Source organism: Billgrantia gudaonensis (assembly GCF_900100195.1).
Lineage (GTDB): Bacteria > Pseudomonadota > Gammaproteobacteria > Pseudomonadales > Halomonadaceae > Halomonas > Halomonas gudaonensis.
Genome location: NZ_FNES01000003.1, coordinates 149,603 through 164,130 on the forward strand (window position 1 = coordinate 149,603; position 14,528 = coordinate 164,130).

Sequence of the window (14,528 nt, forward strand, 5' to 3'; positions counted from 1 at the left end):
CCCGCTTTTCTCCCCACCCGAGTGGGCGAGGGTTCCCGCGGTCATTTGCTGAAACCGGTATGAGAAACCGGTATGATAGGCCGGTCACATCGGCATTACGGAGTACTCAGCACGATCGATCAGTCCATCCAAGCCTGCACGGGAGGTTCGCATGAAGGTCTACAAACCGGAGTGGCGGTGCACGTTTAGCGTAAACGAAGGCGTGGAGGCAGCAGCCAGCTTGAAGGAGCGTATCGCCTGGCGGCTGCGTGAGTTCGCCGACCGACTGGACGGCGGCGGAAGAACGATCAAGATCGACTGTGACGTGACACCGCAGGTTAGCCGCCAAGAGGTGGACACCTGCCTCGGCAAGGGCTTCGAGGTGACCCAGAGCCTGCTTACCCAGCTCGCCCACCAGGCCGCCTGCGAAGACGTCATGCGCGATGCCAAGGCAGAACTGTTCGAAGAAGACAGAACGCACTGAGTTCTGCCCCCCAGCAAGAAGCACCGCACGCCGAAACGGCCGACCATCGCGTCGGCCGTTTCGTCGATGCCTCGTCACGCTTGCCGCCACTGACGGCACCGGTTACCATCCACACGCCACCCAGGCACCTCATCATCGCTGGCCGCGATCCCCGCGCCACACGAGCCTCGTGAGGTAACACCATGGGAGCCATGACCCGTTCCGCCCTGGCCATATGCCTGGCCATTTCGTTGAGCACCGGCCTTGCCGGCACGGTCCAGGCCCACGACGCCAGCCCCAACGCCCAGCGTGGCGTGGCATCCTACTACAGCGACCGGTTCCAGGGCCGTACCACTGCCAGCGGCGAGCCCTTCGACCAGCAAGCTCTGACGGCCGCCCATCCCAGCCTGCCTTTCGGCACCCGGGTGCGCGTCACCCGGCCGGATACCGGCAATGCGGTCGAAGTGCTGATCAACGACCGTGGCCCATTCGTGAAGGGGCGAATCATCGACCTCTCCAAGCGTGCCGCCAGAAAGCTCGGCATGCTCCATCGCGGCACCGCCCCGGTACTGGTCACCCGCGTCGACTGAGCGCCCTTTCCCGCACCGACGTTGTCGATTCGACTTGCCTTGACGGTCAAAGGGTGCGAGCGTCTCGGAAAAGAGACACTGGCACCACCTGACAACGGCGCCAACCAGACTCCCCCGGGCCCACCCTGACGCCCTCTCGATCCGCCGCGGGGACGACATGACATGGATGCACATGGCCGGTGCTGCAAGGCACCGGCGGGGAAGATGGCGTTACCATGCGGCAGCCCGGCTGATGGCGATGCTGGCATTGTTCATCGCGATTCCTGCCGCCGCCGAGCCGCATCCCTTACCCGACGGGAGCGCCGTGCTCTCACTCGATGCCGCCACACGGTTCTATCGCGGCTCGCGGGAATCGACACTCGCCGACGTCATGGCGCGCCCCGAGGCCTTCTCTGCCACAGCGCAGCGCGGCGACCTGCACTTCGGTTACACCCGCCAACCGATCTGGCTGCGCACCGAGGTCGTCAACGAGAGCGATGAACCCAAGCGTTGGTTCGTCCAGTTCGAGTACCCCTTCCTGGAACGCATCACACTGCATATCGTCACCGCCCAGCGCCACGAGACGCTGGTCGGCGGCAGCACCCTGCCGCGCCATGAACGACCGCTCCCCTACCGGCTGCCGGCCTTTCCTCTTTCGCTCGCTCCCGGCGAAGTCGTCACTCTCTTCGCTCAGGTCGAATCGGCCGGCAGCATGATGCTGAGCTGGAATCTGATGACCCCCGAGGCCTTTACCGACCACGACACGCGCAGCGGTTTCTGGCTGGCGACCTACTTCGGCATGCTGCTGGCACTCGGGCTCTACAACCTGCTGTTGTTCAGCGGACTACGCGAACGCGTCTTCCTACACTATGCGCTGTTCGTGTTCAGCTTCACGCTGGCGATCCTCAGCTTCAACGGGCTGGGGCCGCTGATGTTCTGGGGACATCTCGGCGAACTCGGCACGCGTCTGGTGCCTCTCGGCTTCACCCTGGCTTCGGCGATGGCCACGCGATTCGCACAGAGCTTCCTGCAGACCGCCACCCACCAGCCGCGCTGGCACCGACTGCTCGGGGCATTCCGGCTATGGTGCTGGCTGGCCGTGTTCGGGGTGCTCATCATCTCCACCCGGTGGGCCATGCACCTGATGGACGTCACCGGCTTCACCGCGGCCCTGCTGCTACTGCTGTGCGCCCTGCATGCCAGCCTGTCGCGGGTACCCGGCGCTCGCCTGTTCGTTCTGGCCTGGTCGATCTTCCTGGTCGGCGCCGGCGTGTTCGCCCTTCGCAACCAGGGCATCCTGCCCTCCAACTTTCTGACCTTGCACGGCATACAGATCGGCTCGGCTCTGGAGATGCTGCTGCTCTCCTTCGCCCTGGCGGCCCGCTTCAACAAACTCAAACGCCTGCGCGAGAAGGCACAGGTACGCATGCTGAACACGCTCAAGCGCCAGGAGAGCCTGCTCGAGCAGAAAGTGGCCGAGCGCACGGCAGAACTGGAAACCCTGGCCAACCATGACATGCTCACCGGGCTCCTCAACCGCAACGGCCTGGCCAAGCAGGCCCGCGACGCCTTCTCGCGCAGCCGGCGCAACGGGCGACCCTTGGCACTGCTGATGCTCGACCTGGATGACTTCAAGCCGATCAACGACCGCTACGGCCACGATGTCGGCGACCGGGTACTCCAGCAGGTAGCCCGGCGCATCGCCCAACAGGCGCGCGACACCGACCACTGCGCCCGTTACGGCGGCGACGAGTTCATCGTGCTGGCCGAGACGGTGGACTCCTCCCAAGGCCTGCGCGAGATCGAAGCGCGCCTGGCAGACACCATTCGCCAGCCGATCCAGTTGGAGAACGGGCACCGGGTGTGCATCGGGGTCAGCATCGGCAGTTGCCTGAGCCGGCCCGGCGACCGGCAGCTCGGTGACCTGCTGCGCCATGCCGACCAGGCGATGTACGCCCGCAAGGCCGCCAAATCCGAAAAGCCGACGAAACCCTAGCGCCGGTCTATCGATTCGACGACCGGCGTTGCCTCCGCTCGATGATCGCCGTCACGACGTGACTTCCCGCTTGTCCTCGGTCCGCGTCTCGAAGTCGCTGGCGGCGTGGCGCTCGTGGAGCTGCATCGCCGGCTCGCCGAAGGTGCGATTGACCATGCGCCCGCGCTTCACCGCCGGGCGGGCGTCGATCTCGCGAGCCCAGCGCTGCACGTTGGCGTACTCCTGCACCTGTAGGAACTCCCCGGCGTCGTAGAGCCGGCCCAGCGCCAGTTGGCCGTACCAGGGCCAATTGGCGATATCGGCGATGGTGTAATCGTCGCCGGCCAGGTAGCGCGTCTCGGCCAGGCGACGGTCGAGCACGTCGAGCTGGCGCTTCACCTCCATGGCGAAACGATCGATGGGGTACTCCAGCGCCTCCGGTGCGTAGGCGTAGAAGTGACCGAAACCGCCACCCACATAGGGCGCGCTGCCCATCTGCCAGAACAGCCAGTTCAGGGTCTCGGTGCGCGTGGCGTGATCCTTCGGCAGGAACTCGCCGAACCGCTCCGCCAGATAGAGCAGGATGGCACCCGACTCGAACACCCGGGTGGGCGGCGTGGTGGAGTGATCCATCAGCGCCGGGATCTTGGAGTTGGGGTTGACCTCGACGAAGCCGCTGCCGAACTGGTCGCCCTCGCCGATGCGGATCAGCCAGGCATCGTATTCGGCATCCCGGTGTCCCAGGGCCAGCAGTTCCTCGAACAGGGTGGTGACCTTCACGCCATTGGGGGTGCCCATGGAGTAGAGCTGGAAGGAGTGCTCGCCCACCGGCAGTGCCTTGTCATGGGTGGGGCCGGCCACCGGCCGATTGATGCTGGCGAAGGTGCCGCCGCTGGCTTTCTCCCAGGTCCAGACCTTCGGCGGGGTGTACGCGGTATCTTGGCTCATGAACGCTCCTGATGGGATGTTGACGTGGCGTACCCACCATATGGGGATGGAACGAACGCATACCAATAGCACGGCAACGGATAGCCTGCTATGTTTTGATCCGCGACTCCTGCCAGGCGCGTCGCGCCTCCCGACCGAGCCCCCTGGGAAGGACGAGGCGCGTGGCGCCGAGATAGTCGAGGAAATGCCGGGCGGCCTGGCGAAGCGCCTCCGGCAGGCCGTCGGGCAGCCTCGCCGGCTGGATGTCCGACTCCCAGTGCCAGGCAAGGAGCGTCAAGGTGCCCTGCTGGCACTTGGCGTCGAAGCGGGCGACGAAGCGCTCACCCCAGAGTACCGGCAGCACGTAGTACCCCCAGCGACGCTCGGCCTGAGGCTTGTAGACCTCCCAGACGTAATCGAAACCGAACAGCTGGGCGACGCCGCCCCGGTCCCACATCAACGGGTCCAGCGGTGCGAGAAAGCGCACCTCGGGCTCCTCGAAGCCACTCATGCCCGGAACCCCATCCAGCACCGCGAGGGCTGCCGGCGTGGCCCAGTAGCGGACGCCTTCCACGTCGAGTTCGATCAACTCACCGGCGGCGATGGCCCGCACGGCGATGCGGTCGCGCTCGGCACGCGAGCATGGCAGCGACCACACGGCGCCAGCGGCAGTCGGGCGCAGCAGGCCGGCGGCCTGCACGCGACGCACCACCAGCCGCTGCAGGGCGTCGTCCTGCGTGGCGTCCGGCATACCGGCACCCTGTGGCAGCACGCGCTCGGGCAGATCGTAGGCATGGCGACCGCCGATTCGATGGTGGGTCATCAAACGCCCGCTATCCCACAACGCCTTGAGCAGGTGCCGCGAGCGCTTGGGCCCGTACCAGCTGCCGCGCAGTGCCGGGTCGGCCCGCTGGTCGCCGAGTTCGAGACTGGTGGCGGGGCCGCCGCGCTCAACCTGGTCGACCAGATTGCGGGCTTCCGGCGAATCGACGTCCACGCCGCGCTGGTACCAGCGCCGGGCGAACCAGCGATGAAACGGCGCCTGAGCCCACCACTCTTCGGGCTGGATCAGGCTGGCCTGCTTGTCCCAGCCATCGACCAGCAGCCGCCGACGATAGGCGGCATCCTGCCATTCGCCCTGGCGGTAGCCGGATACCCGGGCCTGCAGGACCAGGTCCGGATTGGTACCGACCGGCGCCAGCGGGTCGTACTGAATGGTCCCCAGGCGACGCACGATGGTCGCCAGCGACGACGCCCGGAAGTGATGGCGCACCAGCAGGCGGCGGGCGTCGGCGCGAGTCAGTGTGAAGCCTTGCCGGGAAATCATCGACGTTCCTTGTTTCGAGGTCTTTCTCATCCTGAAGTCCACAAGCACACTCTATCAGTCGACTCAGCCGGAATCAGAAAGGACGTGCTGCTCGCGGCGCCATGTCGCCGGCGGCGCCCCGAACTCGCGCTTGAACGCCTTGCTGAAGGAGGCTTCCGACTCGTACCCCGCTTCCCAGGCAATGCGTGAGATGGGCGCCGGCGACTCACGCAAGCGACGTGCGGCAATCTGCATGCGAAGCCTGGCCAGATAGCGCATCGGCGGCACGCCCACCAGCTCCGTGAAACGCTCGCCAAAGGCCGAGCGCGAGAGTCCAACCTGGCGAGCCAAGGCTTGCGTCGTCCAGTGTCGCTCGGGATGGTCATGCAGTTGGGTCAGCGCACGGCCGACGAAGGGATCGCGAAGGCCGCCCACCCAGGCACGCTGCTCGTGCGGCAGGCTGGCAAGATAGCGCTGCACGGCCTCGATGAAGAGGAGTTCGGCGAGCCGGGCGAGAAGCGTTGGCGAACTCACCTCCCCGCTTGCCAACTCATCGGCGGCAAAACGGAACGAGCTCTCTATCCAGGCACCGGCCGCCCCCTTCGCCACATCCAGCATCATGACCTTGGGCAGGACGCCCAGCAAGGCATTGTAGGGCGTGTCGCTGTGCATAAAACCGCATACCAGGCGGGTGGTTTCTCCGCCGCCACCGTGCACTATCCTTGCCGGCCCGCCCCGAGTCATCGACCGTATCAGACGATCGACACTGACGGGCCGACCGCCCAGCTCACTGCCGAGGAGATGCGGGTCGTTGCGTGGCAGAAGCACGATGTGCCCTGCCGACACCGCCACCGGCACCTCCTCATCCACCTGCAGCAGCAGACGACCGGCGCTGACGTAGTGGTAGGCCAAAATGCCCTGGGGCACCGGCGTGAGCGGCCGGCAATCCTCTGGGGTGACCTGCGCCATCACGCACCAAGGCGCAGAGAATTCCGCATCGAGAAAGATGCCGCCGGTAAAGCGGATCGTGCGCAGCACGTCGAGTGCCGCATCCATGGGTCGCAGCCTCTATCGCGGCGGATCGGACAACAACGCCGGCGCCTCGGCCATTAGGGTTCCCCGTACCACACAGTAGTCTAGCAGCACGGCGAGCGGCCCGGCCGCCGCCGGATGGCCGACACGCCTTCGCCGCCAATGATCACAACGAGACCCCGGAGCCCCGCCATGCTGACCGACCGCCAAGGCAACGCCCTGCCCGGCGCCACCGCCGATACCCTGGCCCTGTACAACCAAGCCATCGACGCCTTCAACATCTACCGGGGCGACCCCGTCACCCCGCTGGACCAGGCGATCGAGGCCGCCCCCGCCTTCACCATGGCGCGCATCGCCAGAGCCTACTTGTGTGCTCTGGCCACCGAGCCTGCCGCCGCCGTTGCCGCCAAGGCCGACCTGGCGGTCGTCAAGGACTCGCGCCTGGATGACCGGGAAGCCTCCCACGTCGCCGCCCTCGCGCTACTGCTGGCCGGCGAGTGGAGCGCCGCCGGGGTCGCGCTGGATCGTCACAACCTGCGCTACCCCCATGACCTGCTGGCCCTGCAAGCCGGCCACCTGATCGACTTCTATCGCGCCAACGCCCGCAACCTGCGCGACCGCCTCGCCCGCGTGCTGCCCCGCTGGTCGCCCGACATGCCGGGCCATTCGATCGCGCTGGGCCTGTACGCCTTCGGACTCGAGGAGACCGGCGACTACGCCCGCGCCGAGGAGACCGGCCGCCAAGCGCTGGACCGGCAACCGCTCGACTGCTGGGCGCATCACGCCGTGGCCCACGTCATGGAGATGCAAGGCCGTGCGCAGGACGGCATCGGCTGGATGACGGCGCGTGAACCCTACTGGTCCGGCGACGACAACCTGTTCAAGGTGCACAACTGGTGGCATCGCGCCCTCTGCCATCTCGACCTCGGCCAGACCCAGGAGGTATTGGCCCTCTACGACGGCCCGATCCGTCAGGAGCGCAGCGCCGTGGCACTGGACATGATCGACGCCTCGACGCTGCTGTGGCGGCTGACCCTCACCGGCCAGGACGTCGGCGAGCGCTGGCAGGAACTGGCCGCCGCCTGGGATCAACACGCCGACGGCAGGCTCTACCCCTTCAACGACTGGCACGCGGTCATGGCCTACCTGGGTGCCGGCCGCGACGATCGGGTGGAGGAACTGCTGGCCACGCTGCGAGAAACCGACGACAACTCGGAAACGGCGGCCTGGGCCCGGGGCATCGGCCTGCCACTGGTGGAGGGCTTCACCGCCTTCTGGCGCGGCGACCACGCCACCGCCGCCGAGCGCCTGCACCCGGTACGCTTCATCGCCAACGCCTTCGGCGGCAGCCACGCCCAGCGCGACATCATCGACTGGACGCTGACCGAGGCCGCCCTGCGCGGCGGCAATCGCGACCTGGCCGAGGGCCTGGCCAACGAACGCCTGGCACTCAAGCCGCATAGCCTCATCAACCGGGACTTCCTGCGTCGTGCCACCACCTCGATCCAGGAGCAACAACGACACATAGCCTGAGAACCGTCGCCGAACGCTCCCGCACGATACGGGCGGGAGCGTTCAGTGCAACGGGCTACCAACACGAAGTCGCGCGAAGCAGGATCTCTGGACGACACCATGGGCTACCGGGCAGGTGCGCTTCAGGCGTGAATCGCCTCTGCAGAGCGCCGCATGAACGTTTCCATTCTCTGCTGAGTATCCGTATCGCTGGTGGGTACGTAAGTGATCAGCTGCAGCGGCACGCCGTTGCTGCCGGCCACCCTCAAGATGGCGTAATCGAAGCTCAGCCGCCCCGCTTCCGGATGCTGGTAGACCTTCACGCCGTCCTGGGGGAGCTGCACGTCATGCTCTTCCCACCACATGGCGAACTCGGGGCTTCGTGCCTGGAGCAGCGCGATCAACTCGTTGAACCAAGGATCCTCGACGTAGTTGGCGTAGATCAGGCGCAGTTTGGCGACGCAGTCCCGAGCGTGGGCTTCCCAGTCCAGCAGCATGCTGCGCATGCGAGGGTTCAAGAACAACCCATGGATGCCGTTGCGTTCGATGCCCTGCCGGGCATGCAAGTCACCGTGAATGACGGTCGCAGCACGGTTCCAGGCCAGGATGTCCGAGCGTGCCCCCATGATCCACGCCGGACAACACTCGAGCTGATCCATCAACCGCTGCAGCGGTGGGCTCACGCCAGCTTCATGCACCACGCCATTGCTGCCGTTTTCAGGGCCGTAGCCGCCCAGAATCAGCAGATGTTGTCGTTCGGCGGGTTCGAGCTTCAGCGCATCTGCGATGCACTGCAAGGTGTCCATCGATGGATGCACGTTGCGTCGCTGCTCCAGCCAGGCATACCACTCCGTGCTGATACCGGCCATCTCGGCGACTTCCTCACGGCGCAGGCCGGGGGTTCGCCGCCGCGTGCCCCGCGGCAGACCGAGCTGCTCGGGCTGCAGCCGAGCACGGCGGATTCTCAGAAAGGTCGCGATCTCGCTACGTCGGTCAATGCTGAGCACTGCGCTCATCCTCCAGAAGGAAAGGAAGGGCCAATAGAGGGGAAGTGCGCATACCAGTATGCCGCATTCCTTATCCCGCACTCGCGGCCAACGTATCGTCGTCATCGTCAACCCGAAACCCGGCAACATCAGGAGTGTCACCATGCGTTACCGTCAATTCGGCAATACTGGCCTTTTCGTCTCCGAATTCTGCCTGGGCACCATGACCTTCGGTGGCGAAGGCGAGCTATGGAGCCAGATCGGCGATCTGCAGCAAAACGATGCCGAGCGACTGATCGGCCGGGCCCTCGATGCGGGCATCAACTTCATCGACACCGCCGACGTCTATTCCGAGGGGCTGTCGGAGCGCATCACCGGCCAGGCGCTGAAGAACCTCGAGGTGTCGCGCGACGACGTGGTGATAGCCACCAAGGTGTTCGGCGAAACCGGCAGTCGCGGTGCCAACGCCCGGGGCAATTCACGCTATCACATCATGAACGCCGTCAAGGCGAGTCTACAGCGCCTGCAGCTCGACCACATCGACCTCTACCAGATCCACGGCTTCGATCCGGCGACGCCCATCGAGGAGACCGTACGCGCACTCGACACCCTGGTACAGCAAGGTCACGTGCGCTATGTGGGCGTCTCCAATTGGGCAGCGTGGCAAATCATGAAGGCCCAGGGAATCGCCGAACGACACGGCCTGGCCCGCTTCGAATCGCTGCAGGCCTACTACACCCTGGCCGGTCGCGACCTGGAGCGCGAGATCGTTCCCATGCTGGAGAGCGAAGGCATGGGCCTGATGGTGTGGAGCCCGCTTGCCGGTGGCCTGCTGAGCGGCAAATACAGCCGCGATACCGAGGCCGAGGAAGGCAATCGTCGAGCCACTTTCGACTTCCCGCCGGTGGACCGGGAGCGCGCCTTCGATTGCATCGACACGATGCGCCGGATCGCCGAATCCAGAGGCGTCTCCGTCGCCCAGGTCGCCTTGGCCTGGCTGCTTCATCAACCGGCGGTGACCAGCGTGATCGTCGGGGCCAAACGCATCGACCAGCTCGATGACAACCTCGCTGCGTCCCGGATCGAACTCAGCGCTGCCGAACTCGACGAACTCGATAGCGTCAGCGCCCTACCGCCCGAGTATCCAGGCTGGATGTTCACCCGGCAGGGAGAGTACCGCCGCCAGCAGTTGGCCGAATCCCGGCAGCGTTAGGAAAACACTGCACCAATGTCCGCGCGGGCAGCACGGTGATGGGCGCGAGTGATTCGAGTAAGCTCACACACATGACTCGCCACCACGATCTTCCCGCGCTCCTGACAGGCATCATGGCCACGCTTGCCGGCATCGGCGTGGCCCGTTTCGCCTACACGCCGCTGCTGCCGGCGTTGATCGAGCAGCACTGGTTCTCCGCCTCCCAAGCTGCCTACCTGGGGGCCGCCAACCTGCTCGGCTACTTCATCGGCGCCCTCGCGGCACATCGTCTCTCCGAGCGCTTCTCCCCCCGCTGGGTCATGGCCGCTGCCTTCGCCGGCATCGGCCTGAGTTTCCTGGCTTGCGCTACCCCGGGCGCCATTGGCTGGTTCTTCGCGTGGCGGTTGGTCTCGGGCGTGGCCGGCGCCATCCTGATGGTGGTCGGTCCCTCCACGGCGCTGGCCGCCACGCCGCCCCATCGCCGGGCCACGGTGGGTGCCCTCGTCTTCACCGGAATCGGCCTGGGCGCCCTGCTGTCGGCGACGCTGGTGCCGCTCATGCTCGAGATCGGCCTGACGCCAACCTGGCTGGCTCTCGGCGTGCTGGCGCTGGCCGCCGGCGCAGCTGGCGACCGGGGTGCCGTTCGGCTGGATTCGCCTTCCGTCGCCTCCCACCCGGTATCGGAATCGCCGGCCAAGGCTCGCTCACTGGGCACGGCGGCCGTGCTGCTGGTGATCGCAGCCTATGGCCTGGACGCGGTGGGCTTCGTGCCGCACACGGTGTTCTGGGTCGACTTCCTGGCCCGCGAAGCCGGGCTGGGGCACCGGGCGGCCTCGCTGCAATGGGCCCTGTTCGGCGTGGGCGCGGTAGCCGGTCCGCTGCTGGCCGGCTTCGTGGCCAGGCATCTGGGCTGGCACACCGGGCTGGCGATGGGATTCGTGACCAAGACCGTGGCGGTGGCGATCCCGCTGATCTCGCTGTCTCTGATCAGCCGCTCGCTGTCGTCATTGCTCGTGGGGGCGATGATCCCAGCCATCGTCGCCCTCACCTCCGGCCGGCTGGCGGAGCTGGTCGGGGCCAAGGAGCACAAGCGCCTATGGGGCCATGCCACCGCCGTCTTTGCCGCCGCCCAGGCCATGGCCGGCTACGCGATGTCGGCACTGTATGCCGCATCGGGAACCTACTATCCGCTGTTCGCGATGGGCGGTATCGCGCTGGCCGTCGGCATCGTCCTCATTCTGCTCAGCCGAGGCGTAGCGGCCTCGAGCACGCCGACCGTTTCCCCTCGACCCCCTACTCTCAAAAACCGGGAGCGCTGACCATGGAACTCTATCTGAACGCCACTTCTCCCTATGCGCGCGTTGCACGCATCGTTGCCCTGGAGCGCGGACTGACCGATGACGTCTCCCTGCGCTGGTGCGATCCCTGGGTCGACGATGAGGCATTGCTGGCCGTCAACCCGGCGAGCCGAGTGCCGGCCCTGGTCACGGACGAGGGCACAACGCTCAGTGAGTCCCTGCTCATTGCGCAATACCTCAACGCACGGGGTAACGGCATCGACCTGCTGCCGGGCGCCGCGCTGGCCGAGGTGCTGAGCCATACCGGGTTCGGCCAGGGTCTCATCGATGCCGCCTTCACGACCGTGATTGCCCGCAAGCATCAAGGGGCGGCAGCCGACGAGAGCGTGCTGGGCCAACGCCGCGAACGCGCCATCGCACGCCTGCTGGCCACGCTCGAGGGGCACGAGCGAACCCGAAAGGGCGAACCGGAGCCGCTGACGCTCGGCGACATCGTGGTCGGCGTGGCACTCGATTACCTGTCGTTCCGCCTGCCCGAGGTCGACTGGCCGAGCCGGCACCAGCAACTGGCAGCATGGCATCGCGCCCTCCTCGGCAGAGAGAGCTTCCGGGAAACGGCATTCGCATGAGCAGCGCGACCATCGCGTCGGGCGCGCGATCGAAGCCCGTTCGTACTCAGCGCTCCACGTCCCCCAGACGCTCGAGCTCGTCGTCATGCAGGGAGACCAGCAAGGGATCGCCTTGCTCGTCGACGCGAAACCGCCCATAGCGCGCCGACTCATAGCGTTCGGCCTGGCCTTCCTGGAAGAAGAAGGCATCGGTGGCGAACTCGACCCGCCCGTTGCGCACTCGATAGCGAAGCCGCATTTCGCTCTCTGCGAGTTCCTCGTCGCCTTTGCCCAGTCGTTCGAAGTGCGCCACGCGCCGCTCATCGAGCGTTACGACGACATGGCCGTTGGCGGCATCCCTCGCCTCATCGCCAGATGTTCGCTCCCGTACGGCCTGCCGAATGCGGTTGCCGATCTCGAAGTTCAGCGCCATGTAGTCGCCCTGCATCAACGAGCGGGGGTCTACCGGCGCCAGCGCCAGGTACACCACCTCACCCTCGGCCAGGTGCTTCTCCTTGTCCCAAATGGCCCAGTTGATCGCGGCCAGGATCAACAAGGTGGCCACCGCCACGACGAGCTTATTCATCGCCCTGCCCCTCCCTGGCCCACCAGCGCCTCAGTCCCCAACGCATCGCCAGCAGCAGCACGCCGATGACGGCGAGCGTCAGCGCCTTGCCGAGCAAGGTGACCTCGAGCAGGTAATAGTAGCGGGCAATGGACAGCACCAGCAGTATCGCCCCAAGCCCCATCACCAAGCGGTTGCCGATGGCGAAGCCCAGCGTCACCACCACGGCGCCCTGGGTCACTCCATGAGCCTGGAGCGAGGCCAGCATCAGCACCGCCACGGCGCCATAGGCGGCGATTCGCCTTGCCGGGGCGACGTCACGCTCGCGATGGTGGAAAACGTGCCGGAGCAGCAGCAGCAACGCCAACGTGGCCAGAACGTCTCCCAGCCACGGTCCGATCCAGGCCAATGCCTCCCAGCCAGGGCCAATGCGCCACCCCAGCAGCGGCTGGCCGAAATCCCCCAGGGACTGCATGGCCAGCAAACCCAGCAACAGGCCATACCCCCACGACTGCATGTGCCGCAGGCGAGCCGGCCAGCGAAACTCGTTCAGCCAGACCCCGGTCGCGGCGAGCAGCACCAGGCCGCTGGCGACGAAGGACGCACCGCTTTCGGCCAAAGCCAGGTAGAGCGCCAGGCCGGCGGCGAAGGCGGAGAACGCCCGGTGGGTGAGGCTGGGCATCATCATCGCCAGTAGGACCTGCAACGCCAGCAAGGCCCACCACAGGCCGGCGGAGAGCCCATCCAGGGCGGAGCCTATCGTCCAGGCCACCAGCAGCTGCCCCGCCAGGCTGACGGCCAACGCCAGGTGTTCGACGAAGTCGCCAGGGCGCTGGCGCAACATTCCATAGGCAGCGGCGAGCATCGCCAGCCCCAGCACCGCGGAGACGACGCTGCTCTCGATGACGGACGCCATCCCCAGGGCGATGAAACCCAACAGGAACACGGCGGCCAACCAGCCGGAGAACGCCTGCAACGCCCTCAAGAACCAGGGCGTTTCCAGCACCGGCGCCTCATCATTCTCGGCCACGCTAATGCCGCCTTGGGCCAGCTTCTCCCGCAGAGTGACCGGAGAGCGACTCATGTTTGCATCTCCGCATGCACCCGCTTCAGCCAGAAGACCGCGGCCGCCCCCAACCCCAGTGCCGCCAGAAAGAGGACCAGGAATCCCCCCGCCTCGGCCTGCCAGAGCAGGTGCCGACCCATAAAGAGAAGCGTGACCACGATCGCCGACAGGCAGCCGCCCGCCAGCATGCAAAGGTCCGGTCTCCAGTAGCGATAAACCCCGTAAATTGCCGCCAACCACAACGGGTACGCCAGCCAGGCCGGTAAGGTCGCTTCATGCCCATCGACGATAGCCATCATCAGCAGCAAGGTGATGGGCACGCCGCTGCCCAGCGCCACCAGGCGCCTGGCCCAGTCCACCGACAGCCATGACCAGCGCCGGGAGCCCAGCTCCCAGAGCGCCAGCGCCGCGCTATCGAGAAGGAATACGACCCACAGGGCGGATGCCTCGCTCCCGAACAGAACCCCGAAAGCGCCGCCCCAAGTCCGGTAGTAGAGCAGGATGGTCAGGTTGAGCAACGCCAGCCACAGCACCCAGAGCACGGCGAAGCGCGCGACCAGCACCCAGGGCAGCATCAGCGCGGCCCAGACGCAGAAAAGCTGCCAGGGGTCGGCCCCGGTCTGGTACACCTGGCCGAACAGCGCCAGCAGCACCCCCAGCAGCAGCGTCGCCGCCGTCAGCGCCACCTGGGCCATCACCCTGCGGCTTTCCATCAACCAGTAGACGGCAACCGCCAGTACCAGCGCCGCCTCCACCAGCCCGAAGCGCAACCAGCGCCCCATTCCGGACCAGTTGTAGGCGATGAAGAACAGCACCGCGAAGGCCAGCGCCAGGCAGCCCAGCCATAACAGCAGGCGATCCAGAAAGATCAGCCAGTCTCGGCCCGAGGGATGGAGCCCGGAAAGCCGCACCGCACGGGCCACCTCCTCCCACGGTATCGTGCCCCGTTCGATCAAGACAACCAGCTGACGACGAGTCGAAGTCATGACATTCCCTTGCGCTGTCTCCTTCCACCGACATTAGTCATAACGACGTCAATACGAAACGTTC

At 66.3% G+C, this 14,528-nt stretch carries 14 protein-coding genes; 7 read left to right on the forward strand and 7 right to left on the reverse strand.

The genetic code is table 11. The features are described from left to right. The first annotated feature begins 151 nt into the window (after window positions 1-151). From BLP96_RS04675 to BLP96_RS04685, 3 genes are all read left to right on the forward strand, one after another. Complete coding sequence (locus tag BLP96_RS04675) at window positions 152-463, forward strand: hypothetical protein (RefSeq protein ID WP_089683633.1); 312 nt, start codon at window positions 152-154, stop codon at window positions 461-463. A gap of 182 nt (window positions 464-645) precedes the next feature. After that, window positions 646-1,032 carry a septal ring lytic transglycosylase RlpA family protein gene (locus BLP96_RS04680; protein ID WP_089683635.1) on the forward strand — a complete coding sequence of 129 codons (387 nt, stop codon included), beginning with the start codon at window positions 646-648 and terminating at the stop codon, window positions 1,030-1,032. 232 nt (window positions 1,033-1,264) lie between these two features. Further along, window positions 1,265-3,007, forward strand: coding sequence for a diguanylate cyclase (locus BLP96_RS04685; protein ID WP_089683637.1), 1,743 nt, complete (start codon window positions 1,265-1,267; stop codon window positions 3,005-3,007). Between the two features lie 51 nt (window positions 3,008-3,058). Here the strand turns inward: BLP96_RS04685 and yghU are convergent, their stop codons facing one another. From yghU to BLP96_RS04700, 3 genes are all read right to left on the reverse strand, one after another. Next, the gene (gene yghU, locus BLP96_RS04690; protein ID WP_089683639.1) at window positions 3,059-3,934 is read right to left on the reverse strand and encodes a glutathione-dependent disulfide-bond oxidoreductase; all 876 of its coding nucleotides are present in this window, start codon (window positions 3,932-3,934) and stop codon (window positions 3,059-3,061) included. Between the two features lie 88 nt (window positions 3,935-4,022). Continuing rightward, window positions 4,023-5,240, reverse strand: coding sequence for a DNA glycosylase AlkZ-like family protein (locus tag BLP96_RS04695; protein ID WP_176761461.1), 1,218 nt, complete (start codon window positions 5,238-5,240; stop codon window positions 4,023-4,025). Between the two features lie 63 nt (window positions 5,241-5,303). Beyond that, window positions 5,304-6,275 carry an AraC family transcriptional regulator gene (locus tag BLP96_RS04700; protein WP_089683643.1) on the reverse strand — a complete coding sequence of 324 codons (972 nt, stop codon included), beginning with the start codon at window positions 6,273-6,275 and terminating at the stop codon, window positions 5,304-5,306. Between the two features lie 168 nt (window positions 6,276-6,443). Here BLP96_RS04700 and BLP96_RS04705 point away from each other — a divergent pair, with 168 nt between their 5' ends. Then, the gene (locus tag BLP96_RS04705) at window positions 6,444-7,784 is read left to right on the forward strand and encodes a tetratricopeptide repeat protein (protein WP_089683645.1); all 1,341 of its coding nucleotides are present in this window, start codon (window positions 6,444-6,446) and stop codon (window positions 7,782-7,784) included. A 122-nt stretch (window positions 7,785-7,906) separates the two neighbouring features. Here the strand turns inward: BLP96_RS04705 and BLP96_RS04710 are convergent, their stop codons facing one another. Continuing rightward, on the reverse strand, window positions 7,907-8,770 hold the full coding sequence (locus tag BLP96_RS04710) for a helix-turn-helix transcriptional regulator (RefSeq protein ID WP_176761462.1): 864 nt from the start codon (window positions 8,768-8,770) through the stop codon (window positions 7,907-7,909). Window positions 8,771-8,912: 142 nt separating this feature from the next. Between BLP96_RS04710 and BLP96_RS04715 the strand changes: the two genes are divergently transcribed. The 3 genes from BLP96_RS04715 to BLP96_RS04725 all read left to right on the forward strand — a co-directional run bounded on the left by BLP96_RS04715 (window position 8,913) and on the right by BLP96_RS04725 (window position 11,868). Continuing rightward, window positions 8,913-9,962 carry an aldo/keto reductase gene (locus BLP96_RS04715; protein ID WP_089683649.1) on the forward strand — a complete coding sequence of 350 codons (1,050 nt, stop codon included), beginning with the start codon at window positions 8,913-8,915 and terminating at the stop codon, window positions 9,960-9,962. Between the two features lie 71 nt (window positions 9,963-10,033). Further along, window positions 10,034-11,260, forward strand: coding sequence for a YbfB/YjiJ family MFS transporter (locus BLP96_RS04720; protein WP_089683651.1), 1,227 nt, complete (start codon window positions 10,034-10,036; stop codon window positions 11,258-11,260). 2 nt (window positions 11,261-11,262) lie between these two features. Further along, window positions 11,263-11,868 (forward strand): glutathione S-transferase family protein, encoded by a 606-nt coding sequence (locus BLP96_RS04725; RefSeq protein ID WP_089683654.1) that lies wholly within the window; start codon window positions 11,263-11,265, stop codon window positions 11,866-11,868. Between the two features lie 46 nt (window positions 11,869-11,914). Here BLP96_RS04725 and BLP96_RS04730 read toward each other — a convergent pair whose 3' ends face one another. Genes BLP96_RS04730 through BLP96_RS04740 form a run of 3 tightly spaced genes read right to left on the reverse strand, consistent with a single transcriptional unit; the run spans window position 11,915 to window position 14,464 of the window. Continuing rightward, on the reverse strand, window positions 11,915-12,433 hold the full coding sequence (locus BLP96_RS04730; RefSeq protein ID WP_089683656.1) for a GDYXXLXY domain-containing protein: 519 nt from the start codon (window positions 12,431-12,433) through the stop codon (window positions 11,915-11,917). Then, window positions 12,426-13,496 carry a DUF4401 domain-containing protein gene (locus BLP96_RS04735; RefSeq protein ID WP_089683658.1) on the reverse strand — a complete coding sequence of 357 codons (1,071 nt, stop codon included), beginning with the start codon at window positions 13,494-13,496 and terminating at the stop codon, window positions 12,426-12,428. The genes BLP96_RS04730 and BLP96_RS04735 overlap by 8 nt, the downstream gene beginning before the upstream one ends. After that, window positions 13,493-14,464: a DUF2157 domain-containing protein gene (locus BLP96_RS04740; protein WP_089683660.1), complete on the reverse strand. Its 972-nt coding sequence runs from the start codon at window positions 14,462-14,464 to the stop codon at window positions 13,493-13,495. Before BLP96_RS04740 ends, BLP96_RS04735 begins: the two co-directional genes overlap by 4 nt. Window positions 14,465-14,528: the final 64 nt, after the last annotated feature.